Annotated in this window: 11 protein-coding genes; 9 read left to right on the top strand and 2 right to left on the bottom strand. The window is 40.1% G+C overall.

The genetic code is table 11. The features are described from left to right. Nucleotides 1-5: 5 nt before the first annotated feature. From BUB03_RS01410 to BUB03_RS01385, 6 genes are all read left to right on the top strand, one after another. Nucleotides 6-1994 (top strand): alpha-L-arabinofuranosidase C-terminal domain-containing protein, encoded by a 1989-nt coding sequence (locus BUB03_RS01410; protein ID WP_073059730.1) that lies wholly within the window; start codon nt 6-8, stop codon nt 1992-1994. Nucleotides 1995-2122: 128 nt separating this feature from the next. Next, nucleotides 2123-3823, top strand: coding sequence for a ribulokinase (locus BUB03_RS01405; protein WP_073059728.1), 1701 nt, complete (start codon nt 2123-2125; stop codon nt 3821-3823). Between the two features lie 33 nt (nt 3824-3856). Continuing rightward, a complete protein-coding gene (locus tag BUB03_RS01400; protein ID WP_073059726.1) occupies nt 3857-4567 on the top strand; it encodes an L-ribulose-5-phosphate 4-epimerase in 711 nt (236 codons plus the stop codon). 39 nt (nt 4568-4606) lie between these two features. Beyond that, nucleotides 4607-6103 carry an L-arabinose isomerase gene (gene araA, locus BUB03_RS01395; protein ID WP_073059724.1) on the top strand — a complete coding sequence of 499 codons (1497 nt, stop codon included), beginning with the start codon at nt 4607-4609 and terminating at the stop codon, nt 6101-6103. A 27-nt stretch (nt 6104-6130) separates the two neighbouring features. Then, on the top strand, nt 6131-7288 hold the full coding sequence (locus BUB03_RS01390) for an aldose epimerase family protein (protein WP_073059723.1): 1158 nt from the start codon (nt 6131-6133) through the stop codon (nt 7286-7288). Nucleotides 7289-7291: 3 nt separating this feature from the next. Then, entirely contained in the window at nt 7292-9019 is a 1728-nt protein-coding gene (locus BUB03_RS01385; protein WP_073059721.1) for a sodium:solute symporter family transporter, read from the top strand. Nucleotides 9020-9177: 158 nt separating this feature from the next. Here the strand turns inward: BUB03_RS01385 and BUB03_RS01380 are convergent, their stop codons facing one another. Next, nucleotides 9178-10896, bottom strand: a complete 1719-nt coding sequence (locus BUB03_RS01380) for an RICIN domain-containing protein (RefSeq protein WP_073059719.1) — start codon at nt 10894-10896, stop codon at nt 9178-9180. Between the two features lie 646 nt (nt 10897-11542). Then, nucleotides 11543-12229 carry an NUDIX hydrolase gene (locus BUB03_RS01375; RefSeq protein WP_073059717.1) on the bottom strand — a complete coding sequence of 229 codons (687 nt, stop codon included), beginning with the start codon at nt 12227-12229 and terminating at the stop codon, nt 11543-11545. A gap of 515 nt (nt 12230-12744) precedes the next feature. Here BUB03_RS01375 and BUB03_RS01370 point away from each other — a divergent pair. Genes BUB03_RS01370 through BUB03_RS01360 form a run of 3 tightly spaced genes read left to right on the top strand, consistent with a single transcriptional unit; the run spans nt 12745 to nt 18525 of the window. Further along, entirely contained in the window at nt 12745-15120 is a 2376-nt protein-coding gene (locus BUB03_RS01370; protein WP_073059715.1) for a glycoside hydrolase family 127 protein, read from the top strand. Between the two features lie 26 nt (nt 15121-15146). Then, nucleotides 15147-17051: a sialate O-acetylesterase gene (locus BUB03_RS01365; protein ID WP_083538849.1), complete on the top strand. Its 1905-nt coding sequence runs from the start codon at nt 15147-15149 to the stop codon at nt 17049-17051. A 28-nt stretch (nt 17052-17079) separates the two neighbouring features. Further along, entirely contained in the window at nt 17080-18525 is a 1446-nt protein-coding gene (locus tag BUB03_RS01360; protein WP_073059713.1) for an MFS transporter, read from the top strand. Nucleotide 18526: the final 1 nt, after the last annotated feature.

The following is an 18526-nucleotide window of genomic DNA, read 5'->3' as shown; positions in this document are numbered from 1 at the left end:
GATCTATGACAACAAAAAATAAAATATTCTCCATCGCGATTTCCCTAAGTGCTGCTTTTTTTTCAGCTCAGAATAATACGGTCCGTACCTATAACCTGGATCTGAAAGAAACCTCTGCACCTGTTAAAATACAACCCACCATGTACGGGATTTTCTTTGAAGACATCAATTTTGCAGCTGATGGCGGATTGTATGCGGAACTGATTAAAAACCGCAGCTTTGAATTTGACGAACCATTTACAGGCTGGAAACAGCCTAACACAAAAACACTTTCTCCTAATCTTGATTCCGGATTTCTGACCATTTATTCTGACCCTGCCAAAACCAATAAAAATTATGCGAGAATTACTGTTCTGAATGATAAAAATTATATTCTTGAGAATGAAGGATTCAGGGGAATAGGGCTTCATCAGGGAGAACAATATGATTTCAGTTTTGATCTGGAGAATGTTTCAGGAAATATTGCTGCAGTAAATGCAAGTCTTGTTGATGAAAATGGAAAGGAAATTTCTTCAGTTTCCGCACTCATAAAAGGAAAGGGATGGCAGAAGTATACAGCAGTTTTCAAAGCACCTCAAACTGTAGAAAAAGCAAAACTGCGGATTACATTTACCGGAAACGGCATCGTGAACATGGATATGATTTCACTATTCCCGCAGGATACCTGGAAAGACAGAAAAGGAGGCTTGCGAAAAGACCTCGTTCAGAAATTATATGATTTACAACCCGGTTTTTTGAGGTTTCCGGGAGGCTGTATTGTAGAAGGAAGAACTTTGGCTGAGCGGTATCAGTGGAAAAAAACAATTGGAAATGTAGCAGACCGTGAATATCTCATCAATAAATGGAGTACAGGATTTCCACATCGTCTTACACCGGATTACGGACAGTCTTTCGGCCTGGGATTTTATGAATATTTCCAGCTGTCCGAAGATCTGGGCGCAGAACCTGTTCCTATTCTGAGCTGCGGAATGGCTTGCCAGTTCAATACCGCAGAACTGGTGAAAATGGAAGACCTTGATCCCTACGTTCAGGATGCCTTGGATCTGATTGAATTTGCCAACGGAGATTCCGGAACAAAATGGGGGAGAATCCGTACTGAAATGGGGCACCCAAAGCCTTTTAATTTAAAATTTATCGGAGTGGGAAATGAACAGTGGGGAGCAGATTATATTGAACGCTATAAAGTATTTGAAAAAGCCATTCATGCAAAATATCCTGACATAAAGATCATCTCCGGAAGCGGACCATCACCTGACGGCGAATTCTTCGAGTATGGCTGGAAAGAACTGAAGCAGCTTAATGCGCAGATTGTAGATGAACATTATTACAATTCTCCCGAATGGTTCATGCAAAATGCAGGCAGATACGATAAGTATGACCGCTCCGGACCAAAAGTCTTTGCCGGAGAATATGCAGCCCAGTCTGTAGGTGTGGTAAAACCTGATAACAAAAATAACTGGTTAACAGCTCTTTCAGAAGCAGCTTTCATGACCGGTCTTGAAAGAAATGCAGATGTGGTTTATATGACTTCCTACGCACCGCTTTTTGCCCATGCTGACGGCTGGCAATGGACACCCGATCTCATCTGGTTCAATAATCTGAAATCCTATGCGACCCCGAATTATTATGTTCAGAAATTATTTTCCAACAATAAAGGAACGGATGTATTAAAAATAGAACATAACGGAAAAGCGGTATCCGGCCAGGAAAAATTATACGCTACAGCAGTAAAAGATGCAAAAACTCATGAGATCATTATAAAAATGGTCAATACTGATACTCAGGCTAAAACGGTAAATATCAAATCAGGAACTTTGAAAACAGGTAAGAAAATAACTAAAATCCTTCTATCCGCACCACAGCTTTCTACTGAAAATAGTTTCGATGCTGAACCCATAAAACCTAAAGAAGAGATTTCTGAAGCCAAAAATGGGGAAATTTCAACGGAAATTCCTGCCAATTCTTTAGTTGTTTTAAAGGTAAAAATAAATTAATTATTTGATATACAGTATTTTGTGAAAAATAAGTGTGTTTTTTACATTTATTTAAAATAGAATCTTATATTTGTTTTTATCTCATCAGGAGAATTTAAAATCTCAATAATCAAAAACGTTTCACCACCATGAAAAAATATGTTATCGGACTGGACTACGGTACAGATTCCGTACGGGCCGTTCTTATTGACACTGAAAACGGTTCTGAAATAACTTCTTCAGTCAGCTATTATCAAAGATGGAAAGAAGGTAAATTCTGTAATCCCTCAGCTAATAGTTTCAGACAGCATCCTTCAGATCATATTGAAGGTCTGGAGAAAACTATTTCAGAAGTTGTAAGAGAAAGCGGGATACCGGCAGAGCAGATCGTTAGTATTTGTATTGATACTACAGGTTCTTCACCGCTTCCTGTAACCAATGATGGAATAGCCCTGGCACTGGTTCCGGGATTTGAAGAAAATCCCAATGCCATGATGGTTTTATGGAAAGACCACACCGCTATCCGGGAAGCTGAAGAAATCAATACCCTTGCAAGAACCTGGGGTGGTGAAGATTATACAAAATATGAAGGCGGTATTTACTCTTCAGAATGGTTTTGGGCCAAAATACTGCATATCAGCAGAGCAGACGCAGAGGTAAAAAATGCTGCGTACACCTGGATGGAGCACTGTGATTATCTGACTTTCCTTTTATCAGATCATAAAGACCTGGCCACCTTTAAAAGAAGCCGTTGTGCTGCCGGCCACAAAGCTATGTGGCATGAATTATGGGACGGCCTGCCTTCCGAAGAATTTCTCAACAGGCTTGACCCTTCTCTGGGAGCGCTCAGAGCAAGATTATACCGTGAAACCTATACTTCAGATGAAATTGCAGGCTATCTGAATGAAGAATGGGCCGCAAAAACCGGTCTTACCACCCAAACTATTATTACTGTAGGAACTTTTGATGCCCATTCAGGCGCTGTGGGAGCAAAGGTGGAAGAAAATACCCTGATCAGGATTATGGGAACTTCTACCTGCGATATTATGGTGGCCTCACAGGAAGCTATCGGGAATACAACCGTTAAAGGAATCTGCGGACAGGTTGACGGTTCCGTAATTCCCGGATTGATAGGGCTTGAAGCAGGACAGTCTGCCTTTGGAGATGTTCTGGCATGGTATAAAGATATACTGATGTGGCCGGTTCATCAGGTGATGATGCATTCCGAAAATATTTCAGACGAGCAGAAGATAAAACTCGCAGATGAAATGGAGGCAGGGCTTATCAGAAAATTAACCCTTGAAGCAGAAAAAATTCCTCTCTCGGATGCCGTTCCGATTGCATTGGACTGGGTAAACGGAAGAAGAACGCCGGACGCAGATCAGGAACTTAAGGCAGCGATCAGCCAGCTTTCTCTGGGAACAAAAGCACCCCATATTTTCAAAGCTTTAGTCAATGCTATTTGTTTCGGAGCTAAGAAGATTGTTGACCGTTTTGAAGAGGAAGGTGTGAAAATCAATAAAGTGATCGGAATCGGAGGAGTAGCAAGGAAATCGCCGTTTATCATGCAGACACTCGCTAATGTTCTGGATATGCCGATTGTTGTTGCCGCTTCGGACCAGACTCCCGCGTTAGGGGCTGCTGTTTATGCAGCTGTATCAGCAGGAATTTATCCGACCGTACAGGAAGCAAGCATGAAAATGGGCTCCGCATTTGAAGCGGAATATCAGCCGAAAGCGGAAGAAGTACAGCACTACAGAGAATTAATGCAGCAATACCAGAAGCTCGCTGATTTTGTAGAATACAATACCAAACTGAAAAACAACAGGAAAGAACTTCAGAACTCCTGATTTTCCATTTTAACCTTTTGAATGATACTCAAAATGAATACCTATAAAGAACTCCAAAGAGAATGTTATGAAGCGAATATGCAGCTGGATGCCCTGAAGCTGGTGGTCTATACTTTCGGGAATGTAAGCGCTGTAGACCGTGATAAAGGCATTTTTGCCATTAAACCAAGCGGTGTCCCTTATGAAATTTTAAAGCCTGAAGATATGGTGATTCTGGATTTTGATGCCAATGTCATTGAAGGCAGTCTCAGACCTTCTTCCGATACCAAAACCCATGCTTATCTGTATAAAAACTGGGAAAACATCGGTGGAATTTCCCACACTCATGCGATCTATTCCGTGGCTTGGGCACAGGCACAAATGGATATTCCTGTTTTCGGGACCACCCATGCAGACCATTTAACAACAGATATTCCCTGCGCTCCACCTATGCGGGATGAGCTGATTGAAGGAAACTACGAATACAATACAGGAATACAGATTCTGGAATGCTTTAAAGAAAAACAGCTCTCTCCGGAAGAAGTAGAAATGGTTCTGATCGGTAATCACGGTCCGTTTACCTGGGGTAAAAATGCAGAGAAGGCTGTTTACAACAGCAAAGTGCTGGAAACCATTGCCGAAATGGCGTATCTCACCAGACAGATCAATCCTGATGCAGAACGTCTGAAAGAATCACTCATCAAAAAACATTATGAACGTAAGCATGGCAAGAACGCTTACTACGGACAGGAGTTTAAACACTAAACACTTCAACATAAACAACTATTAACGATCAACAAAATTATGTTAACACCTCTCAATACCAAAGAAGTCTGGTTCATCACAGGAAGTCAGCATTTATACGGACCTGAAACACTTGCCCAGGTGGCAGAACACTCTCAGAAAATGGTGGCAGAACTTGAAAAATCTTCTTTCATTCCGGTAAAAGTCATTGTAAAGCCAACGGTAAAAACTACCGAAGAGATATTTGAAACCATTGCAGCAGCCAATCATGCAGAAAACTGTATAGGAGTTATCACCTGGATGCATACCTTTTCACCCGCTAAAATGTGGATCAGAGGATTAAAAATTTTACAGAAGCCTCTTCTGCATCTGCATACCCAGTTCAACAGAGATATTCCATGGTCCACGATGGATATGGATTTTATGAATCTTAACCAGGCGGCTCACGGGGACCGTGAATTTGGTTTTATGGTAAGCAGGCTCCGAAAGAACAGAAAAGTAGTGGTTGGGCACTGGTCGGAAGAAAGGGTTCAGAAGCAGATCGGTGACTGGAGCCGTGTTGCAGCAGGATGGGACGACTGGCAGGGCGCTAAATTTGCACGTTTCGGAGATAATATGCGGTTTGTAGCCGTTACAGATGGAGATAAAGTGGAAGCTGAAACTCAATTCGGCTTTTCAGTTAATACCTGGGGAATCGGTGATCTTGTAGGCGTTATCAATTCTGTAAGTGAGGGAGAAATAAAAAGCCTTATGGAAGAATATGAATCTTCTTATCATATGGCAGCTTCCCTTTTGGAAGGAGGAGCCAACAGAAGCTCACTTCACACCGCCGCAAAAATTGAATTAGGACTTGAAAAATTTTTAAAAGACGGAGGATTTAAAGGATTTTCAGATACCTTTGAAGACCTTCACGGGCTGGAGCAGCTGCCGGGAATTGCTGTACAGCGACTGATGCAGAAAGGATATGGATTTGCAGGCGAAGGAGACTGGAAAACAGCAGCGCTCGTACGTGCCATGAAAACAATGGGGCAGGGCCTTGAAGGTGGAAATGCCTTTATGGAAGATTATACCTATCATTTAGACCCTTCCAATCCTTCTATTTTAGGCTCCCATATGCTGGAAGTAGATCCTGTGCTGGCTGCCGGAAAACCTTCATGTGAGATACATCCGCTGGGAATCGGAGGAAAAGCAGATCCGGTTCGTCTTGTTTTTAACTCCAGAGGAAATATTGATTCTCTGAATGCTGCCCTGATGGATTTTGGAAACCATTTCAGACTGCTGATCAATAAAACCAGAGCATTGGAAATTACAGAAGAGTTGCCAAAACTCCCGGTAGCAAGGGTTTTATGGAAACCTCTTCCTGATTTATATACGGCCGCAGAAGCCTGGATACTGGCAGGAGGGGCACACCATACATGTTACAGTGAAAATATTTCAGCAGAACAGCTGGAAGATTTTGCTGAGATAGCAGGAATTGAATCATTAGTCATTGATGAAGATACCAGAATGCGTGACTTTAAAAATACACTTCGTTGGAATGAAATGTATTATCGTTAATTAATTTTAAAAAATATGTAAATAATTATGAAAAAAACAACATATAACGGCATTTTTATTTTATTATTTTTAATTATTTTCGGCTGTAAAAAAGAAAATAATAAACAGGATATTTCAGGAAAAATGGAGAATGTTCACACTTCAGACTATGGAGTTACGCCAAAAGGCGATTCTATTAAAAAATACACGCTGACCAATAAAAACGGGATGAAAGTTGAGGTCATCAACTTCGGAGGAATTATCACTTCTTTAACTGCTCCGGACAGAAACGGGAAATACAAAGATGTAGTACTCGGCTTTACAAAACCTGAAGGATATTTCGATGGCAACCCTTATTATTTCGGTGCTTTGATCGGAAGATACGGCAATAGGATTGCTAATGCCAAATTCACACTGGAGGGAAAAGCATACGAAATTGATAAAAATGACGGTCCCAACAGCCTTCACGGAGGAAAAGAAGGATTTCATACCAGATTCTGGAATATTGAGGCAGTACAAAATGCAAAATTTCCGACATTGAAGTTATCCTATACCAGCGCAGACGGTGAAGAAGGATATCCGGGAAAACTGACAACAACCGTTTTCTATACCCTTACAGACGACAATGCTTTGGAAATCTCCTATGAAGCAGAATCCGATAAACCAACAGTGGTAAATCTTACCCAACATTCTTATTTTAACCTGTCAGGAAATTTCACTAAAACGATTACCGATCATGAACTACAAATTAATGCAGATCATTTTCTTCCGGTAAATGAAACATTGATTCCTACTGGTAAGCAGAAAGCAGTAAAAGGAACTCCCTTTGATTTCACGGTGTCAAAACCCATCGGTAAAGATATCGGTGCAGACGACGATCAGTTGAAAAAAGGAAAAGGATATGACCATAACTGGATTCTGAATGGAAAAGGATTAAGAAGCATCGCCAAAGTTTATCATCAGGGAACAGGAAGACTGATGGAAGTTTTCACTGATGAGCCTGGTGTGCAGTTTTATTCCGGAAATTTTCTTGACGGAAAATTTGATACCAAAACTGGCGGTAAAAATGAATTCAGAACAGGATTCTGCTTAGAGACCCAGCATTTCCCTGATTCACCGAACCAGCCTTCTTTTCCTTCTACAGAATTGAAGCCCGGACAGAAATACCACTCGAAAACCATCTATAAATTCTCCGTAAAAAAGTAAACTATGGGAAAATTAGCAACTATTGATATTATCATATTCCTGATCTATTTTGTAGTGGTAGCTTCCTACGGATTATGGATCTATAAAAAGAAAAAATCTGAATCCACAGGAAGTAAGGATTATTTCCTTGCCGAAGGGTCTTTGACCTGGTGGGCTATCGGAGCCAGCTTAATCGCTTCCAATATTTCCGCTGAACAGTTTATCGGAATGAGTGGCGAAGGTTTCTTTGTAGGAATCGCTGTTGCCGCTTACGAATGGATCGCTGCTCTTGCGCTGATCATTATTGCGGTCTGGTTTATTCCAATCTATCTTAAAAATAAGATCTATACCATGCCCCAGTTTCTGGAAAGAAGGTATAACAAATCTGTTTCACTCATCATGGCCGTATTCTGGCTGTTTCTGTATGTTATTGTGAATCTTACCTCCATTCTTTATCTGGGTGCTCTTGCCATCGATACTTTATTGGGAGGAGAACATCTTCACGGCATTATGATCGGTCTTTTGCTTATGGCTCTTCTGATCGGTCTTGGAGGGATGAAAGTGATAGGATATACAGACGTTATACAGGTAGCAGTGCTTATTATCGGCGGTTTTGCAACGGTGTATATGGCTTTGCAGATTGTGGACCAGAGAATCAACGGAGCGGCTGTAGGAAATGCTTTAGCAGGATTTAATACCCTGATCAATGAGGCTCCCCAGCACTTTAAGCTGATTCTACAAAAACCAACAACTACTACCACTACTTTGGCAATGCCTCAAAACCTTGATGTACAGAAGTATGTCGTGTTACCAGGTCTGGCCATGTATTTTGCAGGTCAATGGATTGTTAACCTGAATTATTGGGGCTGTAATCAGTACATCACCCAGAGAGCTTTAGGGGCAGATCTGAAGACGGCAAGAACAGGAATTTTATTTGCAGGATTTCTGAAGCTATTCATGCCTGTGATCGTAATGCTTCCGGGAATCGCTGCTTATGTATTGTACTCGAAAGGACACCTTCCAGGATTCAACGGGGTGAAAGACGGTGCCTACTCTGCGATATTAGGATTCTTACCCGTAGGACTTAAAGGATTGGCAATTGCCGCTTTGACGGCAGCGATTGTGGCTTCACTGGCAGGAAAAGTGAACAGTATTTCAACTATTTTTACGCTGGATATCTATAAAAAATACCTTAAAACAGATGCCACCGAAATCCAGATGGTGAGAACAGGCCGTTGGGTCATTATTATTGCGATGATGGTTGCATTGGCTTTTACCTGGACAGACGTTTTAGGAATTGGTGGTGAAGGAGGTTTCACATTCATCCAGAAATATACAGGCTTTATCAGTCCTGGAGTTTTTGCGATGTTCCTTCTGGGAATGTTCTGGAAAAGGACAACAGGTACAGCAGCTTTGGTAGGAGTTATTTTAGGTTTTGTCCTGGCGATCTTCTTTAACAGTTTTGCTGTAGAAATTTTCGGAAAAGAGACGTGGTTGTATACCGCATTCACTTATGAAAAGCTTGAGAACGGAGTAGTGCATACCATTACCGAAATTCCTTTCCTGATCAATATGGGATGGTCATTTTTTATCACGATAGTTGTAATGATCCTGATCAGTCTTGCAGGTCCTAAAGTAAACCCTAAAGCCTTTGCCATTGATGTGACCATGTTTAAAGTGGACAACAGAACTTTAGTTTTGATTGTGATGACACTGCTTTTACTGACTGCCTTGTATGTGAGGTTTTGGTAGATAATATATGCTAAAAGTGAATAGTCAATAGTGGATTCGTTTCACTTGTCAATCTTCAAAAAAATTACTATTAACTTGTGAAATAAAATTAGCTTTCACATCAATAAAAAACAGGATGCTTTTTAAGCATCCTGTTTTTTTATTATATCTTCTGGTATCTAGTTCATCCCAATATATTTGAACTTGAACAATTGACATGAAGTACCGTAATAATCCCAAAGGTGTAAGTTTGAATTGCCATCCATAGTACAGTTGGGGATATCCCAGCCACGGGTAGGATCCACCTTGGATAGTATTTTGTAATAACCATTGGAAACAGCGACTACCTGCCAGGCCTGTGCATCATTACTATAGTTCTGCCAAAGACGGATTGAAGTTCCCAGTGTATTGCTGTTACTAGCCAGATCAATGCAGCGATTAGACGCACTCGCTTTGGATACAAAACGCCAGTAGCCATTACCTGCGTCAATGGCAACCCACCGCTGTGCAGAAGCGCCATTCCTTGTCCATGGTCTTAACACTGCGCCGTTGGTATCTTCTCCGGATTTTAAATCAAGTACTTTATTGGCATCAGTCTGAAACTCGATTTCGTAAATACCATTGTTGACCAGGCTGTTGTTAGTATTACAGTTTCCAACAGGATAATTGGAGGATGCATATTGCTGGAACCACTGTTTAACTGGTGCAGCACAGGCTTCCCAATCGTTGTTGTAGGCTGTTCCTGCATTAGGATCGCCTTTGTGGAGGAGATTATCAGGGGCAAGAACATTCCAGCTTACATTGCCTGACTGATCCACGATGTATTTTAAATTGGCACCAAATCCGCTTCCGCCTGCCGTACCTGTTGTACCGATGCCGAAGGTACCATATCCCTGAGGTGCCCAGTCAGTTTCAGTAATGGCGATTGGTGCTATATCTGCAATTGGTTTAACATTGATATTCCATGCATTTTGAAAGGATTGATAGTTGCTGAGACCACCCCAGTAACCGGGATAAATATGAACAGCATAGCCAATATTACCACCGGTGATCTGATTATTGACATAGCCCTGGTAATGGGATTGCCACCCGGTACCCGGTATCCAGCAGACATTATTGGCTCCATTGTTGCGAATAATGTTAACCAACGGCTGGAAGAAGTTTTTAAGTGCAGCAAAGTGCTCGTTCCCCGTTGATCCCCATGTGCCGTTTGTTCCCAGAATCTCAACAGGTTCGTTGGCTAATTCGAACATCACATTGTCAGCGTTCTTTAGGCTCGGATGTTGCGACAAAAAGGTCCATACGGTTTTAAGATAGCTATGATAGGCATCGTTCACAGCAATACGATTTGGGCATACCCCTGGTGGACGCAGGATGACATACATTCCCAGGCTTCGGGCATGGTTGATCAGTGGGATTATCACCTGATCTGTATAGGTAACTAGGCGGTTATAATTGAATCTTGAGATATCGTTCTCAGGGATAGCCGGTCCGGGATCATTGGTCCAATACGGATCAATATGAAGGCGGATGTAATTGAGATACCAGCCATCGGAAGCGCTGCTGAGTTTGTTCATGACAGCTTTATTGTAGTTCAGAGCACCCTGTACATTGTAATTATCCCAAGTACAGTAGCCGGAATTAGCACCATACTGACAGCCGTTAAACCAGGGGCTGGGAGTTATGGCAACACCATGTAAGACAACATTATTGTCGCAGGGATCTTTAAGGTATCTGCCTCCAACATGCAACATTGGTGTTGCTGCCAATGCTCTTGCGCTGGCACTTAGGTTTTGTTCAGATTCTTCTTGTAAGAATTTTTCTTCCATCCGGGAGCAGCTTGAAAGGATGATTAACAGAAGAGAGGCCAGAAGTAGCCACATTTTGTTTGTTCTCATAATTTAAATATTTAAGATTGGGTATTTTTTAGCCATTAACATCTCAATTCCCTAGCCCACACAGGAGTATGAGGCAAATAGTAAAATTTCTTAATTTATTGACGTAGGGTTTGAATAAGGACTGCTGTCATATTCTATTAAACCGACTATCTGCTTGTCTCCCGGCTTTCTGTATCTAATTCTTCGGCACTGGTTTCGGTAGAACAATGGAACCATTTTATTCAGTTTCTGATTGAAAATCTTTTTCTTCTCTTTTTCTGGGTTCCTGCATATGTAAGTATGGAGTTTGTTAAAATTTAAGTTTTGTTAAATATGGTTATTAATTTTGTATAAAAATAAACATAATATTAAATATAAATCAATACTTTATTAAAAATTAACAAAAAATTACATATCATAAATAGAATTGTAAGCCATATAATCATAATGTATTTTGTGGTAGGAGAAAATAAAAAACCTTATCATAAATTTTTATTACAATAATGCTAAAAAAGACGAAATAACTGTTTACACACCTTGAAATTTCCTATAAGAACACAAAAAATATCACTTATATGAGATTTAAATAAATGTATGTGGAATTTTTTACAAATCTAAATTGTTGATTTTCTACAAATTTTTTTTTAAATGATACAGTTTGTAAGTATTACATCTTAAACATAAATCCCTGTGAGATCTTTTTGTTGTATTTTTTTTCGTCAAAGCGGTAGAGGAAAGAGCCTTTTCGGGATGAGGTCATATCCTTTTTATTGGTGTTGACAAGGATATCCATACTGTTGATCTTGCTGGTAAAATTCCGTTTATCGAATTTTTCATCAAAAATTGCTTCATAAAGATTCTGTAGATCTTTCATCGTGAATTTTTCGGGAAGAAGCTCAAAACCTATAGGTCCTGTAGATGCTCTTCTTCTAAGTCTGGCCACAGCATCCTTTACCATTTTATTATGATCGAAAATAAGGTCTGGTGCCTTCTGAAGCTCAACCCATTCTGCGCTGTATTGTTCATTGATCTGAATATCTTTCTCAATATTGATCAGTGCATAGTAGGAGATTGACATAATTCTGGCTGTTGGCTCACGATTGATTTCCGTATAGCATTTCAGCTGTTCAAGATAGATGTTTTCAAGACCTGTCAGGGTATGCAAAACTCTGTTAGCTGCTTCATCAGAGGTTTCGTCACTGCTAATGAAGCCACCCATGAGTGACCATTCGCCCATCTGCGGTTCAAAATTTCTTTTTACAAGTAAGATTTTTAGATTTTCGCCGTCAAAACCGAAAATGATACAGTCAACGGCAACGAGGTGTTTGGGATATTGGGAGTAATCCTCAGTCATCTTTTATATTTTCATACAAAGGTAAAGCTTTTATGGATAAGATTTTATATAAATGTGTTTCATACACTTTTTAATATGGATCATTTATTTCATTAAAATTATTCTCTAAGGGTATTTTGGGAGCTAAAACAGTCATTGAAAATGAAAAATATTACCGAAATCAGGTTAATCATGTATGAATTGAATGTTAAAATTGTGTTAAAATAGAATTTGAAGATTAATAATAATCATTCAAAATAGCTTAACGTTAAAAATACGATAAGGTATTTACTATATTATTAAAATTTTGAATAAAACATATCCTGAATTCATTTTCATAGGGAATCCCATGATTTTAAGGTTTTGTTTTTCTGTCAATTAATTATCTTATTTTTTATGATAAGGTAGTGTGTTTTTGGCTGTTTTTAGGGCTTTATAAAAGGTTTTAATTAGAAAAATGGCACGGCTGCATTCAAAAAATGTTGGGTATATAGATTCTTTCTATTATTTTAGAAATGTTGAATTAACATTTATCCATGACTCCAAAACTTTCAGTTATTTTATTATGTTTTGCTTCATTTACCTCAGCCCAGGTAAAGAAGAAAATTAATTATTTTCCTTTAGAAACGGTAAGGTTATCAGAAAGTGTTTTCAACAAAGCGATGATGGCAGACCGGAAATATCTCATGGCAATAGAGCCGGACAGACTGTTGGCTCCCTATCTTAAAGAAGCCGGACTGAAACCAAAAGCAGATAATTACCCCAATTGGGAAAACACCGGCTTGGACGGTCATATAGGAGGACACTATCTTTCTGCATTATCCCTGATGTATGCCTCTACAGGAGATTCTGCAATACAACACAGAATTGATTATATGATCAGTGAGCTGGAACGCTGCCAGAATACCTCTCCGGACGGGTATATTTCAGGAGTTCCGGATGGAAAAAAGATCTGGAAAGAAATAAAACAGGGAAATATACGCGCTTCAAGCTTCGGTTTGAATGACCGATGGGTACCTTTATATAATATTCACAAACTTTACTCAGGACTGCGTGATGCGTATTGGTATGCCAAAAATGAAAAAGCAAAAGCAATGCTTATAAGGCTTACAGATTGGATGATGAATGAAGTGTCAGATCTTTCTGATAAGCAGATTCAGGATATGTTGCGCAGTGAACATGGAGGACTTAATGAAGTTTTTGCAGATGTTTACGATATCACTCATGACGGGAAATATCTGAAACTGGCTCACCGTTTTTCCCATCAGGCAATTCTTACACCGCTTTTATCAGGAGAAGATAAGCTTACAGGACTTCATGCCAATACACAGATTCCGAAAGTCATTGGTTACAAACGGATTGCCGATCTTGAAAATAACGAGTCCTGGAGCAATGCCGCTGATTTTTTCTGGCATAATGTTACCGAGAAAAGATCATCGGCTATTGGAGGAAACAGTGTCAGTGAGCATTTTAATCCTGTCAATGATTTCAGCAGCATGATCAAAAGTATTGAAGGTCCGGAAACCTGCAATACCTATAATATGCTGAAGCTGACCAAAGAGCTTTATGCAACACTGCCTGAATCTTACTATATCGATTATTACGAAAAAGCACTATACAATCATATCCTTTCCACAGAAAATCATGATCAGGGAGGCTTCGTGTACTTTACGCCAATGCGTCCCGGACACTATCGCGTGTATTCACAGCCTCAGACCAGCTTCTGGTGCTGTGTAGGATCCGGAATGGAAAACCATGCCAAATATGGGGAAATGATTTATGCCCGGTCAGAGAAGGATTTATATGTGAACCTGTTTATTCCTTCCACATTGACATGGAAACATCAAAAAGTAGTGCTACGACAGGTCAATAATTTTCCGGAAGTTCCTGAAACAACATTGATCTTTGATGCCGCGGGAAAATCAGAATTTGATTTAAAACTTAGATGTCCCGAATGGACCACACCTTCGGAAGTAAAAATTCTGATCAACGAAAAACAGGAAAAAGTACAGCGTGGTTCCGATGGCTATTTTACGCTGACTAAAAAATGGAAAAAAGGTGATGTTGTGAAAATGACCTTGCCGATGCATATTTCTGCAGAACAACTTCCTGACCATTCCAATTATTATGCATTTAAATACGGTCCTGTAGTGCTTGCCGCAAAATACGGTACGGAAAACCAACAGGGACTTCTTGCGGACGATAGCAGAGGCGGCCATATTGCTCATGGTCCGCAGATTCCTTTAAACGAAATTCCAGTTATCCTTGGAAATCCTTCTGAGATGGTCAGTCATGTTGCGCCTTTGAACAATAAACCGCTCAACTTTGCCGTTAAGGGTCTTTATCCGTCTGAAAAATTCGGGGAAGGACTAAATCTTGTGCCGTTTTACAGTATTCAGGCAGAAAGATATATTCTGTACTGGCCGCAAGCTGACAAAAATGGGATAGAAAATATGCTGAAGCAGAGAGCAAAAGAAGAAGCGGAAACCAGAAAGCTGGATATGATTACTACAGATAAGATCCAGTTGGGCGAACAGCAGCCGGAATCAGACCATTTTATAGAAAGCAAAGACTCTGGCACAGGATATATGGAAGACCGTCATTTCCGTGACGCTAAGGGCTGGTTCAGTTACCAGATGAAAAATAACGAAAAAAATGCTTCATACCTTTACTTGCTTTATTTTGATGCGAATACCAACCGTACGCTGAATATTGAGATCAACGGTAAAAAAATCATGACTCAAAATCTGGAAGGAAAGTCCGGAACCTTACCTCAACATCTGGTCATTCCAATACCGGATTCAGAAAAGAATAAAGAAAATCTTACTGTAAAATTCCTCGCAGAAGAAAAATTGATGACTGCTAAAGTCATTGAAGTCCGTTTACTGAAAGAAAATTACGGAAAGAAATAAATACAGAATTAAAACAGATTTTTTCCATGAAAAACAGAATCCTATACTTGTTATTTTTTCTTGCAGCCATTTGCAGTTTTGATGCAAAAGTAAGGCTGCCTGCTTTGGTTTCAGACGGAATGATCCTTCAGAGGAATCAGGATCTTAAAATCTGGGGATATGCGGATGCAGGAGAAAAAATTACTGTTAAGTTTATCAATAAAACATATAATGCCACTGCTGACCAAAGTGGAAACTGGTCTCTTATGCTTCCAAAGCTTAAAGCCGGAGGCCCATATACCATGACGATTAATGAGATCACCCTTAAAGATATTCTTATTGGTGATGTATGGCTGGCTTCAGGACAATCTAATATGGAGCTTCCGATGCGCAGACTGACACCTCTGTATGAAAATGAAATTAAAAATGCCAATAATCAGAATATAAGATTCTTTACAGTTCCACAGAAATACAATTTTAAAGCTCCGCAAAATGATCTTGACGGCGGGAAATGGGAAAGTACAAATCCTCAGACGATACTTGATTTTTCTGGGGTTGCCTATTTCTTTGCCAAAGAACTGAATGAAAAAAATAAAGTTCCGGTAGGAATTATTCATACCAGTCTGGGAGGCTCTCCGGTTCAGGCCTGGATGGATGAAAAATCACTGAAAAAATACCCAGAATACCTTGCTGAAGCAGAAAAATGGAAAAATGATGATCTGATACAATCTACAGAATCCCAGGAAAGATCACTGAGCAAAGCATGGTATGCAGAGCTGGATCAGAGTGACATTGGGTTCAATCAGCACTGGGAAAAAAATAACGGAAATGATGCTGGATGGAAAACCATAATGCTGCCTGGATCATGGGAAGATCAGGAAGGTCCGTTTGACGGGTCGGTATGGTTTCGTAAAGAAATTATCTTGCCAAAAGGAGCAGACCAGAAAACAGCATTTCTCAATCTGGGAAGAATAAAAGATGCCGATATTACTTACATCAACGGAATCAAAGTGGGAAATGTAACCTATGAATATCCGCCACGCTGGTACGACATTCCCAAAGGCGTTTTAAAAGAAGGAAAAAATATCATTACGGTAAGAGTGATCAATGGCAGTGGAAAAGGACAGTTTATTGCTGATAAACCGTATTACTTGGAAATTGACGGACAAAAAACAGACCTTAAAGGCGAGTGGAAATATAAGATAGGAGCAAAAATGGAAAAAATGGCTCCCGGACAGACATTTATCCGCTGGAAACCGGTAGGGCTTTATAATGCGATGATTAATCCGCTGATCAATTATAAAATCAAAGGATTTATCTGGTACCAGGGCGAAAGCAATACCGGAAAACCAAAAGAATACGGAGATTTGCTTTCAACCATGATCTCAGACTGGCGTTCAAAATGGAATAAGAACGATTTGCCGTTCTTCATTGTACAGCTGGCCAATTTTATGGAGAAAAAAGATGAACCGATTGAAAGCAACTGGGCTGAGTTGAGAGAACAGCAGAGACAGGTTTCCCTGAATGTTCCATATTCAGGACTTGCTGTAACGATTGATGTAGGAGAATGGAACGATATTCATCCGCTCAATAAAAAAGCAGTAGGTGACAGGCTTGCTTTACAGGCCCTGAAAATCGGGGAAGGCAAAAAAATCATAGCTGACGGACCCGTTTATCAGTCGATGAAAACAGAAGGCAATACCATTATTTTATCCTTTAAACCCGGAACAGACGATCTAATACAGGGAGAACTGAAAGGTTTTGCCATACAGCAGAAAGACGGCAGCTATCAATGGGCAAAAGCAGAAGCAAAAGGAAATAAAGTCATGGTATGGAATGATCAGGTCACAAACCCTGTCAATGTGCGCTACGACTGGGCAGATAATCCGGACGGCAATCTTAAAAACAAAAGCGGGCTTCCTGCTTCACCTTTTACAACAGAAAAAAATTAATTTAACATAGAAAATCTCATCAAAATCAATGGATAATCAACCGCAAAAGATATCGGTAATAGAAAAAGTAGGGTATAGCTTGGGAGATCTGGCAGCCAACCTTGTTTTTCAGACCTTAGTAACCTATCTGACTTATTTTTATACAGATATTTACGGACTCAAGGCAGAAGATGCCTCTGTGATCACCCTTACCGTAGGTTTAATTGCCGGGTTTGGCTTTAACCCGCTTATCGGAGCGCTGGCGGACCGTACAAGCTCACGATGGGGAAAATTCCGTCCATGGATTTTATTTACCGCTGTACCGCTTGGTATTGCAGCACTATTAGCTTTCAGCACGCCTCACTTTTCCTATCAGGGTAAAATGATCTATGCTGCGGTTACCTATTCATTATTATTGTTATTATATGCTTCCAATAATTTGCCATATGCTGCATTAAGCGGTGTTATTACAGGAGATATGGGGGAAAGGAACAGTATTTCTTCGTACCGTTTTGTGGCTGTGATGTTTGCACAGTTCTTTGTACAGGTATTTATGCTTCCTATCATTCTATATGTAGGACACGGAGATAAAGCTCAGGGAATTGAGACCGTTATGACATGGCTGGCTGTAATCGGATCTGTAATGTTACTGATCACCTTTTTTACCACCAAAGAAAGAATCATTCCCAAGCCGGAGCAGAAATCAAGTCTGAAAGAAGATTTAAAAGATTTATTCCAGAACAGACCGTGGATTATTATGCTTACCGTGACCGCATTTATATTCATCACACTGGCTATGAAAGGAGGATCGTATGTATATTATTTCAACAACTATGTGGATGAAAATGCACTCAAAAGTTTTATTTCGCCAATTACAGCATTTTTTAATTCTGCAGGGATGAATTTCTTTGGGGAAGACCCAAAGTCTGCAGGATTCGGATTGTTTAATGCGGGAGGAATTGTGATGATGATCCTCGGCATTACCTTCTCTAAAAAACTGGCAGACCGGTTTGGAAAAAGAGATACTTTTATTGCTTCATTATTCATTTCTACATTGTTTATCCTCGCTTTTATATTCTATCCTCCGAAAGCAGTGGGAATTATGTTCCTGTCTCAGATTCTACACGGATTCTTTTACGGAATCAGTACGCCGCTTTTGTGGGCCATGATTGCTGATGTTGCCGACTATTCGGAATGGAAGAACAACCGCAGGGCAACGGCTATTATTTTCTCTGCCATGATGGTAGGACTGAAGGTAGGTCTTAGCATTGGAAGCTCTCTGGTAGCTTTAATTATAGGAAAATACGGATACATTTCAGTACATGGAAGTGAGCAGGTGATTCAGCCTGAAACAGTGGCGGCAGGAGCGAAAATGCTTGTGAGCATCTTCCCGTCCATTCCGTTTTTCATTGCCTGCGGACTGCTTTTATTCTACAAAATCAATAAAAAAATGGAAGTTCAGATTGAAAAAGATCTGGCTGAAAGAAGAAAATAAA

Source organism: Chryseobacterium oranimense (assembly GCF_900129755.1).
In the GTDB taxonomy this organism is placed as follows: Bacteria; Bacteroidota; Bacteroidia; order Flavobacteriales; family Weeksellaceae; genus Chryseobacterium; species Chryseobacterium oranimense.
The sequence above is the reverse complement of the archived record's forward strand: the minus strand, read 5'-3'. Positions and strand labels throughout refer to the sequence as shown.